Genomic DNA, 18,210 nt, shown 5'->3' with positions numbered 1-18,210 from the left:
TGGAAGCCACGATATTACGGTATCGGCCACAGACTTGGCAGGAAACACCAGTACCGCCACATTTACGTTCCAAGTTTCCGTGACCTATGACGGGGTGTGCGAACTCATTCGTCAATTTATAGCGGACGATCAGGAGATTGCCAATGGGCTTTGCAGCAAGCTTCTGAATGCACAGGAAGCGGAGAAGCGAGGAAATCTAAAGGCAAAGGAAGGAATGCTTCACGCTTTCCTTAACGAAGTGAACGCTCAAAGCGGCAAGAAAATGACGACCGAACAAGCGCAAATTCTTAAAAAGTTGGCAGGTTATTTGTAACTATTGGAGGATAACATGGATATAACCGTGATGACGTTTAACCTGCGGGTTAATGTCAAGCAGGATGGCGACAATGCATGGCCGAACCGGATCATTGAAGCGGCTGAGGCTATAAAAAAAGCAGGGGCAGCGATTGTTTGCACGCAGGAGGGAACGCATGCCATGCTGCAGGATCTGGAGGCGCAGCTATCGGATTATGCCTGGCTTGGTGATGGCCGTCAGGGAGGGAATGAAGACGAGCATTGCGCTGTCTTCTATCATCGTGGTTTGTTGAAGCCAGTCGAGAGCGGGAACTTCGGTCTATCGGAATATCCTGAACGGCTCGGTTACTTGAGCTGGAACACTGGCTGTCCGCGAATATGCACCTGGGTACGGCTGAAGCAGCAAGACGGACAGGAGTGGTACGTGTTCAATACTCACTTGGATCATATGAGTGAGGAAGCTAGAACGAACGGCATCCAGCTTATTGTAGAACGAATCCGTTCCATGAACCGCCGAGACGGGATTTCGGCAATTTTGACAGGTGATTTTAACTGCGGCCCAAGCAGCGAAGTGATCGAAATTCTGACACAAGCGGGGCTTTGTGACGCTTATGGTGATGACAATGATGTAGGCTGCACCTGGCATGACTTTAACGGCGGCGACACGGGAGAGCCGATAGATTACATTTTCGTGACGCCCGAAATTCAAGTGAATTCAATCAATATCGATAGAAACATGTACAACGGTCGCTATCCGTCGGACCACTATCCAGTCGTGGCTAGTGTAAGATTGTAGCTTGGCCTTCAAATGCAATAAAACAAAGGGAAAAAACTCTGATGTTATCCATCAGATGGGCTTTCCCTTTTATTTATTCTCAACTTACATAAAACGAATATTGACGGTAATGTACATCAACTAGGAGCTGCCGCGGCTTGCATGTTGTACAACAATTTTGCCTTTTTCATGCGTTAGGAGAAAATGCATGATTACTCGCCCTAAGAGTCACTTTTAACAAATTTTGATGTACTTTTTACATCTATGCTTGTCGAGAGCCACCCCCAACCCCAACTATCCTGCTTGGGATGCCCAAAAGCCACTTTGGATGTTATCTTTCTCTGCCCAAGTATAGAATCGGCATATTTATCCAAACTAAGGGTGATGGAGGTGATTAATTTGAAAGACAAGTCCCAATCCAACCATAACGAGCCGACAATTGCACCGGGTATGAACACGCATGATCCTCTTGAGAAAAAAGCAACGGAAGAAGATATTGAAAAGGGCGATGCTACTTCAGTGACTCGTTTGTACTTGGATCGTACACCAGAAGACTAAAGTCATTCATAAATCTCCCATTGGCCGAAATGGCTAACGGGATTTTGTTATATGTAATCCAGATAAAAACAAACAAGGCGGAAGAAAGGTTGACTTCTACATGACTAGCATCCTATCTCTAAGAAACGGACGAATATGCTGACAAACCCCGAAAGACCGTTTTCCCGCAATTGGCTATTGCACTTGATGATCTTCGTGTTTGCTGTGTATTGGGGATTCATGGCCATCTCACCCACTGACCGGATACAATGGCTTATGGAGAGCATACTTCCCGTTATCGTTGTACTTGTTCTCACCTTTACTTATAAAGTTTTCCGATTCTCTAATGTTTCCTATTTATTCATGTTTATTTTTCTTTGCTTACATACCTATGGGGCTCATTATACCTATCAGGGTACACCGTTCGACATGTGGCTGAAAGCTTCGTTTTATACCCAGAGAAGCTATTACGATAGGGTCATTCATTTCGCATTCGGTTTATTCTGGTCATATCCATTCCGTGAATTGCTAACCCGTGCCGCCGCACTTCGTGGTTTTTGGTCATTCGTCATTCCCGCGGCAGTCGTTTTCAGTTGCAGCGCCTGTTTCGAAATCATTGAGATGGGGGCTGCTTTTGTAGCTGGGCAACATGGGGAGGAATATGTTGGTTTGCAAGGTGATGTTTTTGATACTCAAAAAGACATGGGACTTGGATTAGCTGGGGCGGTTATTTCAATGGGCATGCTTGCTTTGATATTGTGGCGAAAAGAAATGAAAAAGAGGCAATGATCCGAGAATCATTGACGCGCCCTGTTTCGCAACTTATGATGGGGATAACTACGACCTGAATGAAAGGAGATACCTCACCATGATAGCTTTCGCACGACCTCCCTGCTAAAACGTAACCGCTAGTCCTCCGCGAGCGCCCCCTGATTTGATTGAGCCTAATTAGCCAATCAAATCTAGGAGAGGAGCTCCTTCATGGACTACACAGCCAACCTTCGAAAACTATATGCGCTCCGCTTCTTTTCCAGCCTTATCCCAGCCTACGTCATCGAGAGGCTTTTCTGGGAGGAGCGGGGCATGACCATTCAGATGGTCGTGTATACGGAAATTATTTACGCCCTGACAATCGTCTTTCTGGAAATTCCCACTGGCATTATGGCCGACAAGTGGGGCCGAAAAAAGATGCTTGTGCTCAGTGCCCTGCTTGGGTGCAGCGAGTTTCTGATGCTACTGTTTGCGACCGAATTCTGGCACTTTGCCTTGGTCGTTTTCTTGGCGGGTGTGAGTCGATCGGCCAGCAGCGGCTCAGAAAATGCCCTGCTATACGATTCTTTAATGCTGCAAGGGAAGGCCTCTTCATACGAAAAACAACTGGGCAGATTGAATGCCTGCGACTTCGTATCCGCAATTCTCGCCGCCTTGTGCGGAAGCTTACTCGCAAGTAAATACGGCCTTGAGCTGAACTACTGGATATCGTTCGGGAGCGCGCTAATCGCCCTGACGCTCTCAATCCTTTTGATCGAGCCGTCTGCTGCTTCAGAAGATAATTCTGTCAATGAAGTAATTCCTTTCAAGACCTATGTCGCTGTGTCTCTACGTTTTTTTCGAACGAACCCCAGCGTCTCTCTTGTGATGCTTTCAGCCATGGTGACAGGTGCTGCCATGGGTTACATCGAAGAATTCTGGCAGTTATACGTGAGCAGACTGGGTATTCCGGTTGCATACTTCGGCGTATTATCTGCCGCGATCATGCTGCTGCAGCTTCCTGGCAATCTAATGGCACACTTGCTGTTAGGTTGGTTCAGCTATAGAGCGCTGATTTTCATTATTATGGTTGTATTCGCCGTCGGCTTCACCTATGTTGCCATTAGCAAGGATTTCATCGGCCTCTCAGCGATGTTCATCATTTGCTTGTTTTCTGGGGTGATGGAGCCAATCGCCTCCGGCTACTTACATCACCGGACCCATTCCTCTATGCGGGCAACGATCGATTCGTTCCAATCGTTAGGGGAGAATCTCGTGCACACTCTCGCTGGTCTTGGCTTCGGTTACTTTGCTTCAAAATATGACGTATTCGGCGGCTATGGCTTTATTGCGCTATTGTGCTACGCTTTTCTCGTTTGGTTCATTGGAGCATCCCGTAAAATCGAATAATAAGCACCATGCATCAAGAGTCGGCGGCCCTAATTGGCTGTCGTCTTTTTCTGTTTATAAGCTTGGGCGATGATGTTTATTGACGAGACGAAGTTGTCGAGTTAAAGTACAATTGATTGAATGTTAATGGGAAAGGGTGACCGTATGTCGAATAGTGGGAAATTCGCATGGACATGGACCATTCGTGAAGAAGATTTAGAGGAATACGTGAGTATGCATCTGGCACCATGGCCGGAAATTATGGAAGAGCACACGAAAGCCGGGATTAGGGATTACTCGATCTTTCAAAATGGTGCGCAATTTTTTTATTGCTTCTTGTGCGATGATTTAGAAGCTGCTTTCGCTTATTTAGCAGAAAGCGAAGCTTGTAATCGATGGAATGCGATTACTTCGAAGATGGTCGTCGGTTCCTTCGACTTCCGCGAAGCGGTGCCAATTCAACCGATGCGCGAAGTGTTTTATTTGAAATAGATAGAAGTAGAGCCTTAGGAAGTAGCTGCATCCTAAGGCTCTTTCTATGACTACATCTCGGATCCCGTTGTAACCGGAATCGTAATTTCCACTTCAGTGCCCTCGCCAGGCACGCTGCGATACGTCAAATTCGCAGGCTCGCCGAAATAGTGGCGAATGCGTTCGATGACATTTTTGACGCCGTATCCGCTGCCGCTTATTTTGCTGCGGCTCGTGCCCGTCATGATGTCTTCGACCTGTGTAGCGCGCATGCCGACTCCGTCGTCCTTGATGATCAGGTGAATGTTGTCATTCACTCTCGCACCGCTAATTGTAATCGTACCCTCGCGGTGAGTACGTCCAAGAATACCATGTAGGATTGCATTTTCTACAATTGGCTGCAAAGTAATTTTCGGAATCGTGTTATCTAGAAGCTCCTCTGGCACATGAATCTGAAAATCAATCTTATTTTCAAATCGGATATTCTGAATCTGCATGTAAAAAGAAACATGCTTTAATTCCTCGCGGAGCGAAATAATATCTTTCCCGCTGCTTAAGCTGACTTTATAGAAACGAGCTAGCGCCTTGACGACCTTTTTGATGTCCGTGTTAAGACCGCTGTCAGCCATCCAATTAATAAGATCGAGGGTATTATACAGGAAGTGAGGATTGATTTGCGACTGAAGTGCTTTAAGCTCCGCGTTTTTCACTTCTTGTCCTAGCCGGTAATGCTCCTTATTCATAGAACTAATTTGTTCAATCATGTAGTTGTAGGTTTGAATCAGCTCTCCTATTTCATCTTTTCCTTGCGTTTGAGCCAATGCGATTAGATTGCCATTCTGTACATCACGCAAACGGCTCGTTAATTGTGAGATGCGCCGAGTAACCGAGAAGGAGAATAAATAGGCTAGCAGGTACGCGAGTCCACTTACAATAAGTAAAATAACTAGTAAGTCATTGCGCAGCTCATTGCTTTGCTGAACGACTTCATCTAACGGAATGACTGTCACCATGCCCCAATTCGATGGGAGCTGCCGGTATAAATAGTAGTTATTGTTGCTTTGCCAATTCATCGTAACCGAGTCGCTGGAGATATCTGGCAGGGTAAAGTCGGTAAGGGTCATAGGTTCAGAAGCAAGCACGATCTGATGGTTCTGGTCAACTAAGAAGGTGGCGCTTTTCTTCACCACGTTGGCTTTTTTAAGCATGGAGCGCAGTGTCTCCGCCTGTACATCCACACGCAGCTGGCCGATGGGCACCGAATAATTATTTGGATCCAGAATGCTCCTAACCACATAGAGGGAGGAGTTATCATGGGTAGCATGAGAACCTAATTCCGGTGGCGAGCACCATAAATATTTGGCATGCAGTTCATTTAAACGAGCAAAGCAAGGGCTGTCAACAGTCTGGTCGAGGGGGAGGAAATTCTCCGACTCGTTGGAGAAAATAAATGCCTTCGGCACATAGAGGATGACCCGTGAAATATCAAGGCTGTCCTGCATGGATCGGAGGAGCTGCTTCAAATTACTATAATCTTGCAGCTCGCGATTAATATTCTGCGTGATACTCGTGTCCATTAAGATACTAGAGATGGTTGTGTTCGAAACCAGGATATTCGTCGTTTCCGCTATTCGCTGTACGCGGTAGCTGAGGAACGAATAGGTTTGGTCGAAGCCCTGCTTGGCCGAATACGTCACATGATTAATGATGATGGCTGACATTTTATCCGAAGCAATGAATTGATAGAAGCCAAGTGGAATCATAATCAGCAGTAAATAAGTAACCATGATTTTATGCCGTAATTTCGCGTTGTACAGCCATTTTCGTATCGTTTGAATCAAAGTGAACATCATAGTTGGCATCGCTCCCGGTACTCGGAAGGTGTCATCCCTGTTGATTTGCGGAATATTTTCGCGAAATGCTCCCCATCTTTAAACCCCACCTGTGAAGCGACGTCGAGCACTTTCAATCGATTGTTTCGTAGCAAATCCTTTGCCTTTTCCATTCGATATTCTGTGACATACTGCTTAATGGTTTTGCCAGTCGCTTCTTTGAAAATCGAGATGAGATGCGAGGCTGTCATTTGCATATGATCACTCACATCTTGGACAGACAAGTTATCCTCAGCAAAATGCAGATGAATGTAACGAATAATCCGCGAGCTGGCAGATGACATGCTTCCATTCCCACGTTCCCTGAAGGATTGCTTCAGCTCATCCAGCTTCTGGGTGATCACCCGATGAATATCATCTAGGAAGTGACATTCCAGGATAAGCTTCCACGGCACATTATTTTCTTCCGAGACATCGAACAGGATGACATTTCGGCTGCGAGCAAATTTGTCCATTTCCAAAGCAAAACGATAATAGAGCTCTTTGACGCTGACAATTAGTGTTCCAGGATGCTGATGAATATCCGTGGTAACCGTGTTCAACAAACGGGAAATATCCTCAAAGTTTTCCTCTACAAGTGCTTCTTGGAACCTGTTGAATAACTCAGCCGGCACTTGATAATGCTCAGAATTCACTTCGCTGCCATAACTGTCATGCAATATGACGGAGCATGGTTTATGAAAGAATGACTCCTGAAGACGAAGGACAGCACTTGTATACGACTCCTGCAGCCTTTTAACCGAAGGAACTATTTTCCCCGCGGCAATGGAGAAGGAATGAAATTCCTTTTTTAAAGCAGAAGAGAGCTCGTAACAAACGTGATGCAATCCACTGCTTTCTATAGGCACTATGCCGCTCGAAAATAAATGAAGGATAACGTGATTGTCATCTTTCAGTGCATATAAGTACGGGTTTTCGAAGGCGGTCAATGCTGATTCAATAATGGAATTAATGTTTTCTTTCGTTGGTTGTGGTGTAACTAGTTTGGCCAATATTGTAACTGCCGGGGCTTGAAGCGATGCCTCGAATCCAACGGCCAACAGTCGCTTAACCAGCAATTCCTCGTCAAATCCCCCGCGTATGAGCTGGAGCGCTGCTTCTTGCTTGATGTAGCTCTTATTATCTCTGGCTACCGCGTCGTTCGCCAAATGCCGCTGCTCTTCCAGACAAATGGCTATTGCGCTTCGCAACGCTTCTTCTAGCTCCTCGATATCAATCGGTTTCTCTACATAGCTGACCGCTTTCAACGATATCGCTGCTTTTAAGTAGTCTTTATCTGCGTAACCACTCATAAAAACAATTTTGCAAAGTGGATACTTCCGGCGTAGGTGTGTAGCAAGCTCAATGCCATCCATGCGCGGCATGCGAATATCCGTCAGCACAATATCGGGCTGAAATTGCTCAGCGATAGCAACCGCTTCTAGACCATCGACCGCTTCGACAAGCTCAGTAATCCCGAGTTCTCCCCATGCAATCGATTTACGAATTCCTTCTCTCGTGAATTTTTCATCCTCTGCGAAAAGAAGTTTCATAGTTAAAATCGCCCCCAAGAATTTTCGGAGAAACTTATGATGTAAGCGTAAGCTTCTCTAGAGTTGATAAGGAAGTATAAGTTTTATACTTTGGCTTTGCATCAACCTTGACAAACGCGCTCGTCCTGGAGGACGGCGGATCCGTTTATCCTAGTGTAGCTTAAGATTAGCGCATATTAGACAGCAAAGCCACTAACTTAGGTGCTATCTGCAAAAGTTACAGGGAATCGATATTTTGTCGGGTTACTACGCTGCATGGAACCTGTTAATTTAGTAACAGGAGAGACAACTAGAACCGGATGGGGGAACGAATAGAGATGAGAACAGGACTCCTGTATCGACTCAAGTCTAAGAAAACACTGCTGTTCATGATTGCTCCGGCAGTCCTTTACTTCTTGCTTTTCAGCTATGTGCCGATGGCCGGTATCGTGCTTGCGTTCAAGCAGTACCGCTATGATTTGGGCATTATGAACTCACCATGGGTGGGATTTGATAACTTCAAATTCTTCTTCATGACGGGCGATGCGTTTAGAGTCACTCGGAACACGATGCTTTACAATGCGGCTTTTATCCTTATTAACAATGTGCTGCAAATTGTGGTGGCGATCCTGATGGCCGAAATCGGCTCGAAACTGTTTCGCAAAACAGCGCAAACCCTTATGTTTCTACCGTATTTCTTATCCTGGGTCGTGGTTGGAGCTGTAGCATACAATCTTTTCAATTACGAACATGGAACCGTGAATACACTGCTTCGCTCCTTACATATTCCTGAGCTAGATATTTATACGACTCCGGAATATTGGAAGTATATTCTGATCTTTTTCTCAGCGTGGAAAGCAGTTGGTTATGGCGCTGTGTTTTACATGGCATCCATTCTGAGTATTGATCGAGAAACGTATGAAGCTGCTGAAATTGACGGCGCTAATGTGTTTCAAAGGATTCGCTATATTACACTTCCGTCCTTGCGTCCTACGATAACTATCCTTGTTCTACTTGCGATTGGCGGCATTTTCCGCGGTGATTTTGGACTATTCTACCAGCTCGTGGGCAACAATGGTCTGCTGTATCAAACGACGGATGTTATTGACACGTATGTGTACCGTTCCTTATTGGTTAACAATGAAATCGGGATGTCTTCCGCAATTGGATTCTATCAATCCATCCTCTGTTTTGCGACCATTATGGTAACGAATTTCCTTGTACGTAAATCGGATAAAGAGAATGCCTTATTTTAAACATAATGCAATTTGCGGGGTGAACCTATGAGTACGACGAGTGTTAAAAAGAGTCAAATCGATCAGCGAATGCTGGATGTCATTGGCTATGTGTTTATCAGTTTGATCAGTTTGGCTTGTTTAATTCCTTTTATTCTTATTATTAGCGGCTCCTTAACGAGCGAATCCTCGATTACGAGTGATGGCTTTCGATTATGGCCCAAGGAATTTTCTTGGGATGCCTATGCCTTTGCGCTCAAACATCCACAGCAATTTGTTAGCTCTTATCTGTTGACGATTGCTCTAACCGTAACGGGGACGATTGTGGGACTATTCATATCAGCGATGGCTGCGTATGTCCTTCAACGTCAGGATTTTGAGTGGCGCGGCGGATTTTCCTTCTTTTTCTACTTCACAACCCTTTTTAATGGCGGACTTGTACCTTGGTACATCTTAATGGTTAACTATTTACACATGAAGAATACCTTCTGGTCGCTGTTATTGCCTCCGCTCTTAAACGTGTTCTATATTATCATCTTACGGACGTTCTTACGGAGCATACCGGACGCTATTACGGAATCTGCGAAGATAGACGGAGCAGGGGATTTCACGATTTTTATCCGTTTAATTCTACCGCTAGCCAAACCGGGACTGGCCACGATTGGACTGTTCACCGCACTGAATTATTGGAACGATTGGTTTAACTCTTTGCTGTTTGTACAGAATGAGAAACTGTATACCCTGCAATATTTACTTTATAAAATGCTGGGCAATCTCGAAGGCATTCGCAAGGTTATGGCCATTACAGGTATGCAGGTTACGGAATTGCCTGGTGAAAGCTTGAAAATGGCGCTCGCCATTCTTGTTACAGGTCCGATCATCTTCTTATATCCGTTCGTTCAGCGTTATTTCGTTCAAGGCTTAACCGTTGGAGCTGTAAAAGGATAACCCCGGGAATTCAAATTCCCGGTTATCATAAATTATCTATCTTTTATAAGGGGAGAAAAAAATGGCATACACCAAGAAATTAGCTAAACTCAGTCTAGCATCACTTTTCGTGATGGGTACTGTACTGACGGCTTGCGGCACGAAAGAGGCAACACCGACACCGAGTACTTCAGCGGCACCTCAAGCAAGCGCTTCCGCAACTTCAAGTAATGGTATTGATACAAGTAAGGAAGTAAAGCTGAAAATGGTTTTGCTTGGCTCCAAGCCAAAAGCTTTTGATGAGGTTTATGGTGAAGTAAATAAATTGATGAAGCAAAAGATTAATGCAACGCTTGATGTTAGCTTTCTAGATTGGGGCGAGTATCAACAGAAATATCCGCTTATGTTCGCAGCTAACGAGGATTTCGATCTCGTGTTCTCGGCTACATGGTCCTACTATGCGCAGCAAGCTACGAAAAACGGCTTTATGGAATTGACAGAAGATATGATTAAGAAGTTTGCCCCGAAAACATGGGCGGAAGAGCCAAAAGTAGCTTGGGAGCAAGCCAAAATCAACGGTAAAATTTATATGGTTCCACAAAACAATTTTGAGTACAGTTACCATATGGTCGGTATTCGAGGAGACTTGCGTCAAAAGTACAATTTACCTGAGCTGAAAACGTATGATGACTACGTGACATATTTGAAAACGGTTGCTGAGAAAGAGAAGGATTTCAAACCAAGTATCGGTGTGAGTGAGTTTAATGCGATTGAGTTGGTTCAACCGAATGAGTGGAACTTTGTCGTTCCTCAACTGCCAGTTGCTTATAAAGTAACAGATGGTTCCGGAAAACTATTCAACTTTGTAGATACACCGGAGTTCGCTGATTTTGCTAAGAAAATGAATGATACACAAAAAACAGGTGCTTGGTCCCGAGATGCCATTGCCAATAAAGTCGACAAAACACAAGCATTCAAAGATGGTAAACTAGCTTCCGTAGAATGGAATTTAGGAACATTATTGCGTGCCAAATCCGAAATGCAAACCACACATCCAGATTGGAAGGTGGAGCTGTATGATCTGAGTCCTGACAAAAAACGTCTATCCAATCCGTTTATCAATAACGGGATGTCCATCCATGCAGGTTCCAAAAACTACGAACGTGGTTTAATGGCGATTGATTTACTCCGTTATGATCCAGAAATTCATGACCTGACGAACTACGGGATTAAAGGCAAGCACTACGAGCCTGTAGGCAACGATCAGTTCAAACCGCTTCCTGCTTCTGCTGATTTCCCTCCGTCCGGTACGGATCCATGGGGCTGGAACTCCTTGCATGAACGTTTGGATTCCACAGTAGCTGCTGAAACACAAAAATTCACAGAAAACTGGAAAAAGACAGTGACTGTCAACCATCCTTTAGAGACATTTACGTTTGATGATACCAAAGTGAAAAATGAGGTCGCCGCTGTTAGCAACGTAATGGAGACTTACGGTAAACCGCTCTTCTACGGTTTGGTTGATCCTAACGATGATAAGCATGGTGTGAAAGTGTTTAATGATAAGCTGAAGCAAGCTGGTATTGAAAAGGTTGTTGCTGAAATGCAGAACCAAGCTAATCCGTTGATTGCGAAAAAATAAGTTGAAAAGAAGTCCGCTTCCTGTTGAAAGGAGGCGGTTTTTTTCAATTCTCTCAAAGCGACCCCTCCAAAAATAGGAAAGATGTCGAATATGTTAGGGAGTTAATAAATCACAATTGAGGAGTCGTTATTATGAAAATGAAAAAGACTTGGATGATTACAGCAACATGCGTTGTTGTAACTAGCCTTATGACAGGATCTGCCTTTGCAAAATCCGAAAATGGCAACAATGCTGATAAAGTGGATTCGTCCAAACCAGCAGTTGAACTGAATATAAAGGTTAATGGAGGTGCAGATTCAACTGTAACTACCGACACTTATGGCAATGAAGGCAAAAACGGGTATAAAGGTCTTCTTAAAGCGCTCGAGAATGTAAAGGACAAGCCAGCCGGAGCTGTTATTGCTGATCTACTTTTGACTAACTACGGTGCTCACATTAGCGACGAATTAAAGGTTGAACTTGATGCGATTAAAGATCGTGATGCTGCACTTTCTGCTGTTGCTGATGTTTTGGACGAGCAGGGTAGTGTAACCGATGCGGTTTATGTTCAAAAGGAAGCCGTGAAAGCAAACATAAAGAACTTGAATTCCTATAAGAAACTTGGAAAACTTTTTGAAAAGCTAGGTAAAAAAGGCGTGTTTTTGTATGTGAATGGTGAGGAGCCTACTTTGGAAGTTAATCCTTTCATCAAAGACGGCAGCACATTGGTACCATTCCGTGCGATATCCGAATCTTTAAAAGCCGAAGTAACCTGGAACGCCGAAGAACGTTCGGTAACCGTTACTCGTGGCGGAATTACAGTTAAACTCTTTATCGATAGCACGAAAGCTACTGTAGACGGTAAAGAAGTTACATTGGAAGTTCCTGCGGCCATCGTTGAAGGAAACACGGTTGTACCGGTTCGTTTCATTAGCGAAGCTCTAAAAGCTACGGTTAAATGGGAAGAAGAAACGAAGTCCGTTGTGATTTACGAAGATTAAATCGGACAAAATGCATGCTGAACCAAGCTAATCATTGATTGCGAAAGTTGAAGAGGGATCCGCTTCCTGTTATCAGGAAGCGGATTTTTTTTCGTTAGAGTGTGAGGGTAGGCGAAATTTAACCCATATTTATTGGGCCGCCGCGGAAACGGATGTATTCTTCTCTAAAGTGCGGGGAGCGCGTGGAAGTGATTTGATAGTGAGAAAACACGCTTAAAATCGGAGGATCCGTCCGGAACCTCCGTAATGTCTGCTGAGACGATAAAATTAATCACTAAAGTGTGGGAATGGTGCTAAAGCGAAGTGAGAGGTCGAAAATGCATCCTGAGAAGGCAGAAAAGGGCGTCTCGGAGGTCCGAATGAAGCGAAAGTGGCGCGAGACGTTTGAAAAGGACCTCTCAGCTGTTGAGAGAAGGCGAGTTAGCGGGTTTTGCGTCCTGAGAAGGCAGAAAAGGGCGTCTCGGAGGTCCGGATGGAGCAAAAGTGGCGCGATACGTCTGAAAAGGACCTCTCGGCTGTTGAGAGAAGGCAAGTTAGCGGGTTTTGCGTCCTGAGAAGGCATAAAGGGGCGTCTCGGAGGCTCGAATGGACCTAAAGTGGCGCGAGACGTTTGAAAAGGACCTCTCAGCCGCTGAGAGAGGGCGAGTTGCGTCCTGAGAAGGAATAAAGAGGCGTCTCGGAAGGGGAGGCGAAGCTTAACCCTATTACACTTGGAAGCCAAGTTTTTTTGATTGGATCGTTGTAGTGAATTTTTATGCTGAGTGATTTTGCTTCTGGTTATTGGTTACTGGCTTGAGTGAGCAGTGGGGAATAACAGTCCAGTCTGACAGTCTTTTATTTGGTTTAGAGGAGTGATTGTTGTACGCAGTACAACAATTTCGTTGGTTTCTTCTCATAAAGCTGTCAATGTTGTATGGTGTACAACAATTTAGCCTAATTTCCTTCTATGGAGCTATTTTAGGGGGAAATTGTTGTATTTACTGCAACAATCGAGAGGATAACGAGGCTTAACTAGCTTTTTGTTGTACAAAATACAACATTACTTGGATCAAATAGGGGGATCACCCAGTAGGTTCGCCTAAGCCTTTATATAGGTCGATAGAATGAACAGGTAATCGATATTTTAGCGGGTTATTTTGAAAAACAGATGTTGGTACCATTTAGGTGACAAATAGAAAGCGCTCACATTTTGCCTTTGGAAAGGAATTGAGAAAATGAAAAAGAGCTTGGCCATTCTGCTTAGTTTGATACTGACATCAGCGATGGTTCCGACAACTTATGCCTCGGAGCCGAATTCAAATGCTTCTGCACAAATTCGCATTAACCCGATTCAGGGCATATCCCCTGATTTTATTAAAGGTGCCGATGTGTCGATGCTGAAGCAAATTGAGATTAGCGGAGGTAAATTTTATGATCAAGGCGTAGAAAAGGAAGCCCTGCAAATTCTGAAAGATCACGGAGTTAACTGGATACGACTGCGTATTTGGAATCACCCCTTCGATGGTGACGGCAAGCCGCTTGGTGGGGGCAATAACGATAAGGCCAAAACCATAGAAATCGCCAAAAGGGCGCATGATCTCGGCCTCAAGGTGCTGCTGGATTTTCATTACAGTGATTTCTGGGCGGATCCAGAGAAGCAAAATAAACCGTCGGCGTGGGCGGGACTTAACACCGCAGAGCTTCAAGAAGCTCTTTATGACTATACGGCAGATGTGATACAAGGCTTAACGGCTGTCGGTGCAATGCCGGAGATGGTGCAAATTGGAAATGAAACGAATACAGGTATGGTATGGCCGGATGGGAAAACGACAGGCAGCGGTGGATTTGAAGGCTGGGCTAATCTCGTGAAAAAAGGCGTTCAAGCTGTCCGTGATAACGATCCTAACCAGAATAATCCTGCGAAAAGAACGAAAATAATGATTCATCTCGCCGACGGGGGGAACAACGAACTTTTTCGTCGCAACTTTGATCAACTGGAAACTTTTAAAGTGGACTACGATGTGATTGGTTTCTCATATTACCCTTATTGGCACGGTCCGCTGGAGCAGCTTCAGCAGAACATGACGGACATTTCGCAGAGGTACAACAAAGAGGTGCTCGTTGCTGAAAACGCTTACGCGTATACATTGAATGATGGGGACAACTTTTCAAACAATTTTGGTCCCAGTCAAGAACAGCTTGGCGGTTATAAAGCAACCATTCAAGGACAAGCTCAAGAAGTTCGGGACGTCATGAACGCTGTGGCTCAAGTTCCGGAGAAGAAAGGGCTGGGTATTTTCTACTGGGAGCCGGACTGGATTCCAGTCAAAGGAGCGGAGTGGAGCTCCAAACCAGGTGAAGGTAACGGATGGGAAAATCAGGCGATGTTTGATTTTAACGGCAATGCTCTCCCATCTCTCGATGTGTTCAATCGTGTTTCCGCTGGAAATGGAGAAATCTTCACAGCAGAAGCTGCGCTGATCCACCCTTCCCAGGTCAATGTCACTGTCGGAGGAACACTGCTGCTGCCAAGTAAAGTGAAGGTTGAATTTACAGATGATTCGGTTAGAGAATTACCGGTAACTTGGGAGGCGCTCGATACTGATGCACTGAATCATCCTGGAACCATTTCTCTGCAAGGCTCGATCGCAGGGGTTCCACTGAAAGCCACTCTAAAGGTGATCGTACAGGGAGCTACCAACCTGGTCAAAAATCCAGGCTTTGAAAGCGGAGATAGCAGCAACTGGACAATTACAGGCGATGAAACCGCGGTAAAAGTCGTGACAGATCAAGCAAATGCTCACGCCAGCAGCCATGCGCTGCATTATTCGTTACCTCAAGCCATGCCATTTACGGCATCGCAAACGATTACAGGCTTAGCAAATGGCAACTACACATTGAAAGTCTGGTCGCACGGAGGCGGTGGCGAAAATAGCCTGAAGTTATTTGCAAACAACTTTGGTGGAGAAGAAGTGACCGCCGATATTCATAACACCAAATGGTTGGAGTGGAAGCACCCCATTCTTATGGACATTCAAGTTACCAATGGTCAAGCAACCATTGGGGTCAAAGCAGACGGCAACGCCGGCAATTGGGGAAATATTGATGACTTTGAATTTTATACAGACCGTACGGCAGAGACGTTAACAGCTCCTAGTCGTGTGACGAAGGGAGATTCCTTCACAGTGAACGTTGGAAATGGCGGCTTGGTAGAAACCATCTACGCAGAAGACATTACCCTTCATTATGACGCGGACAAATTTGAATACATGACTGCGCAAAGCGGCGCGGAAAGTACGCTTCTTTTGCATACAGATCATGCTGTTCCTGGGACTGTAAGATTTGTTCTAGCACACCCAGGGGGAAAAGCGTTAAATATAAACTCACTAGCGCTTACTTTCAAAGCAAAGACAAACACTGTTGCAACTGTAGGTACGATTACCGTTCACGATGTCGAGTGGGGTAGTGCTCCTGCAGGTGCTAGCATCAAGCCGGCTATCTTAGGCTCGGCTGCCGTTGCCATTACTGATGTAGATAGCGGTGATGACACTCCTAGCAGTCCTAGTACTAACTTAAGTTCAGGTCCAGCATCTCCTTTGGAAACAATTAAGACGGAGGCAGATGGTTCATCCAGCCTTGTACAACTGCCTGTATTAGATCAAAGTAAAACAGCGCTGGCTGCTTTATCCGCGGAGATATGGAAAAAAATGCTGGATCAGGCGAAGGCAGACAACGAGGGCAAGAAAAAAGTATCGTTGGAAATTTCCAAAATTGAAGGAGCAAATTCGTATGCACAGCAGCTGCCTAAGACCGCATTGCAATCGTCGAAAGTAGTTAAGCAATTGGATATTGTAACGCCAAAAGGCACCGTTTCAATCTCGAGTAACATGCTGAACTCTACCACTCTTAGCACTGCGGAAGGAGTTAGCTTACATATCGGATACGTAGATCCTACGACACTTCCTGAATCATTGTTAGCAAAGATTGGGGATAGACCGCTCATTGATCTATACCTGAAATCAGGCAGTGAGATCGTTTCGTGGAACAATCCAGCGGCACCGGTTACCGTATCGATACCGTATACACCAACCAAGGAAGAACTCCAACATCCGGATCATCTCGTGATGTGGTACTTGGATGGAAGCGGTGACGCCATAGCTGTTCCCAATGCGAAATACGATGCTGTGACGCAAGCAATCGTTTTCACAACGACACATTTCAGTACCTACGCCATATCATTCGTTACCAAGTCCTTCAAGGATATCGCGAAATACGAATGGGCGAAGGAAGCCATCGAAGCTCTCGCCTCCAAAGGGGTAACCACAGGAACTTCACAAGACACATTTAGTCCAGAACAGCAAGTGTCGCGCGCGGACTATGTGGTTATGCTGATCAAAGCTCTTGGTCTGAGCGCTAAGGTGGAATCTAACTTTACCGATGTACAATCTTCAGATTATTATTACGAAGCGTTAGGCATTGCCAAAGCTCTGGGCATTTCCGAAGGAAGCGGCAATAACCGCTTTGATCCCAAAGCATCCATCACCCGAGAGGATCTCATGGTATTGACTGCAAGGGCGCTTCATATCTCGAAAAGATTGGATGTAACAACGGATATGAGTTCCTTGAATGTGTTCAAGGACAGCTCCCGTATCTCGGATTACGCTGCTGCATCCGTTTCAACTTTGGTCAAAAGCGGCATCGTAAGTGGTAATGATGAAGGGATTGCGCCACAAGCTAACACGATAAGAGCAGAAGCAGCCCTGATCATTTATCGCTTGCTGCATCTCTCATTTAAAGGAGGTTCATCCCGATGAGGATTGGATATTACTTGAAAACTAGCATTCTGGCGGCCTCCATATGGCTGGCGAGTTTATCTGGAGTAAACCCAGCGAAGGCTATTGCTATCGTACCCGTTAATTTAGCTGCAAATGGTGCTTTTGAGGAGGCGAACACATCTCCTTGGGTCATCACGGGAACAACCTCAGCCATTTCTATTCAAGCTAAGGATAACCATACAGAGGGAGGTACACATTCAGCCGCTTATTGGTCAGCTTCGGCTTTCCATTTCACAATTTCACAAACGATTGAAGGTTTGCCAGACGGAAGATACAGGCTATCCGCATGGACACAGGGAGGGGGAGGCGAGAATGTCTCCCGGTTATTTGCAAAGGATTATGGCGGAGAGCAGTTGAGTGCAGATATTACTCATACTGGTTATGCGCAGTGGAAGCAATCGCAACTAACACATATCAATATTGAGGTAACCAATGGGACTTGTACAATTGGAATTGAAATCCAAGGAAATGACGGGAATTGGGGCTCTTTAGACGATGTTACATTTACACGGATTGGTGACACGGAGAGTACCTCAGTGCCGCTAGACATTAACCCGATTCAGATTAGTACGATTATCCATGTAGCGCCTCAGCTTCCGACTGTCGTGAAAGCCGTTTATCGTGACGATTATTCCTACAAGACTACGCCAGTAACATGGGAAACGGTCACAGAGAATACCTATGCTCAAACAGGCCAATTCCAGGTGATGGGAGTCGTTCAAGGTTCGGATATCCCTGCTATTGCGACCGCTTCGGTAACCTTGAAGTCTGCGGATCTCAATGGTGACCAAGCTGTAAATGTGGCTGATTTGGCCTTGGTTGTTTATTACTTACAAGCGGCTGTTGGAACAGCGAATTGGGAAGTGGCGGCTATGGCCGACATAAATAACGATGGACATGTCGATATTGCTGATCTTCAGCGATTGGTCGAACAAATGGTTCGTGCGTAAATCGAAAGAAATGACGGGTAATCGATAATTTGTCGGGTATTTT

At 45.2% G+C, this 18,210-nt stretch carries 14 protein-coding genes; 12 read left to right on the top strand and 2 right to left on the bottom strand.

The genetic code is table 11. The features are described 5' to 3' along the window. Positions 1 to 34: 34 nt before the first annotated feature. From QFZ77_RS28120 to QFZ77_RS28095, 6 genes are all read left to right on the top strand, one after another. Entirely contained in the window at positions 35 to 313 is a 279-nt protein-coding gene (locus QFZ77_RS28120) for a hypothetical protein (RefSeq protein WP_307444583.1), read from the top strand. Between the two features lie 15 nt (positions 314 to 328). Continuing rightward, a complete protein-coding gene (locus QFZ77_RS28115) occupies positions 329 to 1,090 on the top strand; it encodes an endonuclease/exonuclease/phosphatase family protein (RefSeq protein WP_307444580.1) in 762 nt (253 codons plus the stop codon). Between the two features lie 378 nt (positions 1,091 to 1,468). Next, positions 1,469 to 1,627 carry a hypothetical protein gene (locus tag QFZ77_RS28110; RefSeq protein ID WP_171643649.1) on the top strand — a complete coding sequence of 53 codons (159 nt, stop codon included), beginning with the start codon at positions 1,469 to 1,471 and terminating at the stop codon, positions 1,625 to 1,627. A gap of 135 nt (positions 1,628 to 1,762) precedes the next feature. Further along, positions 1,763 to 2,395: a DUF2238 domain-containing protein gene (locus tag QFZ77_RS28105; protein WP_307444579.1), complete on the top strand. Its 633-nt coding sequence runs from the start codon at positions 1,763 to 1,765 to the stop codon at positions 2,393 to 2,395. A 192-nt stretch (positions 2,396 to 2,587) separates the two neighbouring features. Beyond that, entirely contained in the window at positions 2,588 to 3,766 is a 1,179-nt protein-coding gene (locus tag QFZ77_RS28100) for an MFS transporter (RefSeq protein WP_307444577.1), read from the top strand. Between the two features lie 144 nt (positions 3,767 to 3,910). Then, complete coding sequence (locus tag QFZ77_RS28095) at positions 3,911 to 4,237, top strand: L-rhamnose mutarotase (RefSeq protein ID WP_307444575.1); 327 nt, start codon at positions 3,911 to 3,913, stop codon at positions 4,235 to 4,237. 50 nt (positions 4,238 to 4,287) lie between these two features. Here QFZ77_RS28095 and QFZ77_RS28090 read toward each other — a convergent pair whose 3' ends face one another. Next, complete coding sequence (locus QFZ77_RS28090) at positions 4,288 to 6,069, bottom strand: cache domain-containing sensor histidine kinase (protein WP_307444572.1); 1,782 nt, start codon at positions 6,067 to 6,069, stop codon at positions 4,288 to 4,290. Beyond that, entirely contained in the window at positions 6,066 to 7,640 is a 1,575-nt protein-coding gene (locus tag QFZ77_RS28085) for a response regulator (protein WP_307444569.1), read from the bottom strand. Before QFZ77_RS28085 ends, QFZ77_RS28090 begins: the two co-directional genes overlap by 4 nt. A 317-nt stretch (positions 7,641 to 7,957) precedes the next feature. Between QFZ77_RS28085 and QFZ77_RS28080 the strand changes: the two genes are divergently transcribed. From QFZ77_RS28080 to QFZ77_RS28055, 6 genes are all read left to right on the top strand, one after another. Further along, positions 7,958 to 8,875 carry an ABC transporter permease gene (locus QFZ77_RS28080; protein ID WP_307444567.1) on the top strand — a complete coding sequence of 306 codons (918 nt, stop codon included), beginning with the start codon at positions 7,958 to 7,960 and terminating at the stop codon, positions 8,873 to 8,875. Positions 8,876 to 8,902: 27 nt separating this feature from the next. After that, positions 8,903 to 9,802: a carbohydrate ABC transporter permease gene (locus QFZ77_RS28075; RefSeq protein WP_307444564.1), complete on the top strand. Its 900-nt coding sequence runs from the start codon at positions 8,903 to 8,905 to the stop codon at positions 9,800 to 9,802. 61 nt (positions 9,803 to 9,863) lie between these two features. Next, positions 9,864 to 11,423 carry an ABC transporter substrate-binding protein gene (locus QFZ77_RS28070; protein ID WP_307444561.1) on the top strand — a complete coding sequence of 520 codons (1,560 nt, stop codon included), beginning with the start codon at positions 9,864 to 9,866 and terminating at the stop codon, positions 11,421 to 11,423. A gap of 131 nt (positions 11,424 to 11,554) precedes the next feature. Continuing rightward, on the top strand, positions 11,555 to 12,403 hold the full coding sequence (locus tag QFZ77_RS28065) for a copper amine oxidase N-terminal domain-containing protein (protein ID WP_307444559.1): 849 nt from the start codon (positions 11,555 to 11,557) through the stop codon (positions 12,401 to 12,403). A gap of 1,214 nt (positions 12,404 to 13,617) precedes the next feature. Next, positions 13,618 to 17,196 (top strand): glycosyl hydrolase 53 family protein, encoded by a 3,579-nt coding sequence (locus QFZ77_RS28060; protein ID WP_307444558.1) that lies wholly within the window; start codon positions 13,618 to 13,620, stop codon positions 17,194 to 17,196. Then, positions 17,193 to 18,167 (top strand): Ig-like domain-containing protein, encoded by a 975-nt coding sequence (locus tag QFZ77_RS28055; RefSeq protein WP_307444555.1) that lies wholly within the window; start codon positions 17,193 to 17,195, stop codon positions 18,165 to 18,167. Before QFZ77_RS28060 ends, QFZ77_RS28055 begins: the two co-directional genes overlap by 4 nt. Positions 18,168 to 18,210: the final 43 nt, after the last annotated feature.

Source organism: Paenibacillus sp. V4I3 (assembly GCF_030817215.1).
Taxonomy (GTDB): Bacteria; Bacillota; Bacilli; order Paenibacillales; family NBRC-103111; genus Paenibacillus_E.
This window is presented reverse-complemented; position numbering and strand designations above follow the sequence as displayed.

Excerpts from the sequence above, each read along its gene's own strand:
- QFZ77_RS28105 (WP_307444579.1), top strand. The coding sequence starts at position 1,763 with ATGCTGACAAACCCCGAAAGACCGTTTTCCCGCAATTGGCTATTGCAC.
- QFZ77_RS28055 (WP_307444555.1), top strand. The coding sequence starts at position 17,193 with ATGAGGATTGGATATTACTTGAAAACTAGCATTCTGGCGGCCTCCATA.
- QFZ77_RS28090 (WP_307444572.1), bottom strand. The coding sequence starts at position 6,069 with ATGATGTTCACTTTGATTCAAACGATACGAAAATGGCTGTACAACGCG.
- QFZ77_RS28060 (WP_307444558.1), top strand. The coding sequence starts at position 13,618 with ATGAAAAAGAGCTTGGCCATTCTGCTTAGTTTGATACTGACATCAGCG.
- QFZ77_RS28075 (WP_307444564.1), top strand. The coding sequence starts at position 8,903 with ATGAGTACGACGAGTGTTAAAAAGAGTCAAATCGATCAGCGAATGCTG.
- QFZ77_RS28080 (WP_307444567.1), top strand. The coding sequence starts at position 7,958 with ATGAGAACAGGACTCCTGTATCGACTCAAGTCTAAGAAAACACTGCTG.
- QFZ77_RS28095 (WP_307444575.1), top strand. The coding sequence starts at position 3,911 with ATGTCGAATAGTGGGAAATTCGCATGGACATGGACCATTCGTGAAGAA.
- QFZ77_RS28070 (WP_307444561.1), top strand. The coding sequence starts at position 9,864 with ATGGCATACACCAAGAAATTAGCTAAACTCAGTCTAGCATCACTTTTC.
- QFZ77_RS28115 (WP_307444580.1), top strand. The coding sequence starts at position 329 with ATGGATATAACCGTGATGACGTTTAACCTGCGGGTTAATGTCAAGCAG.
- QFZ77_RS28100 (WP_307444577.1), top strand. The coding sequence starts at position 2,588 with ATGGACTACACAGCCAACCTTCGAAAACTATATGCGCTCCGCTTCTTT.
- QFZ77_RS28065 (WP_307444559.1), top strand. The coding sequence starts at position 11,555 with ATGAAAATGAAAAAGACTTGGATGATTACAGCAACATGCGTTGTTGTA.
- QFZ77_RS28085 (WP_307444569.1), bottom strand. The coding sequence starts at position 7,640 with ATGAAACTTCTTTTCGCAGAGGATGAAAAATTCACGAGAGAAGGAATT.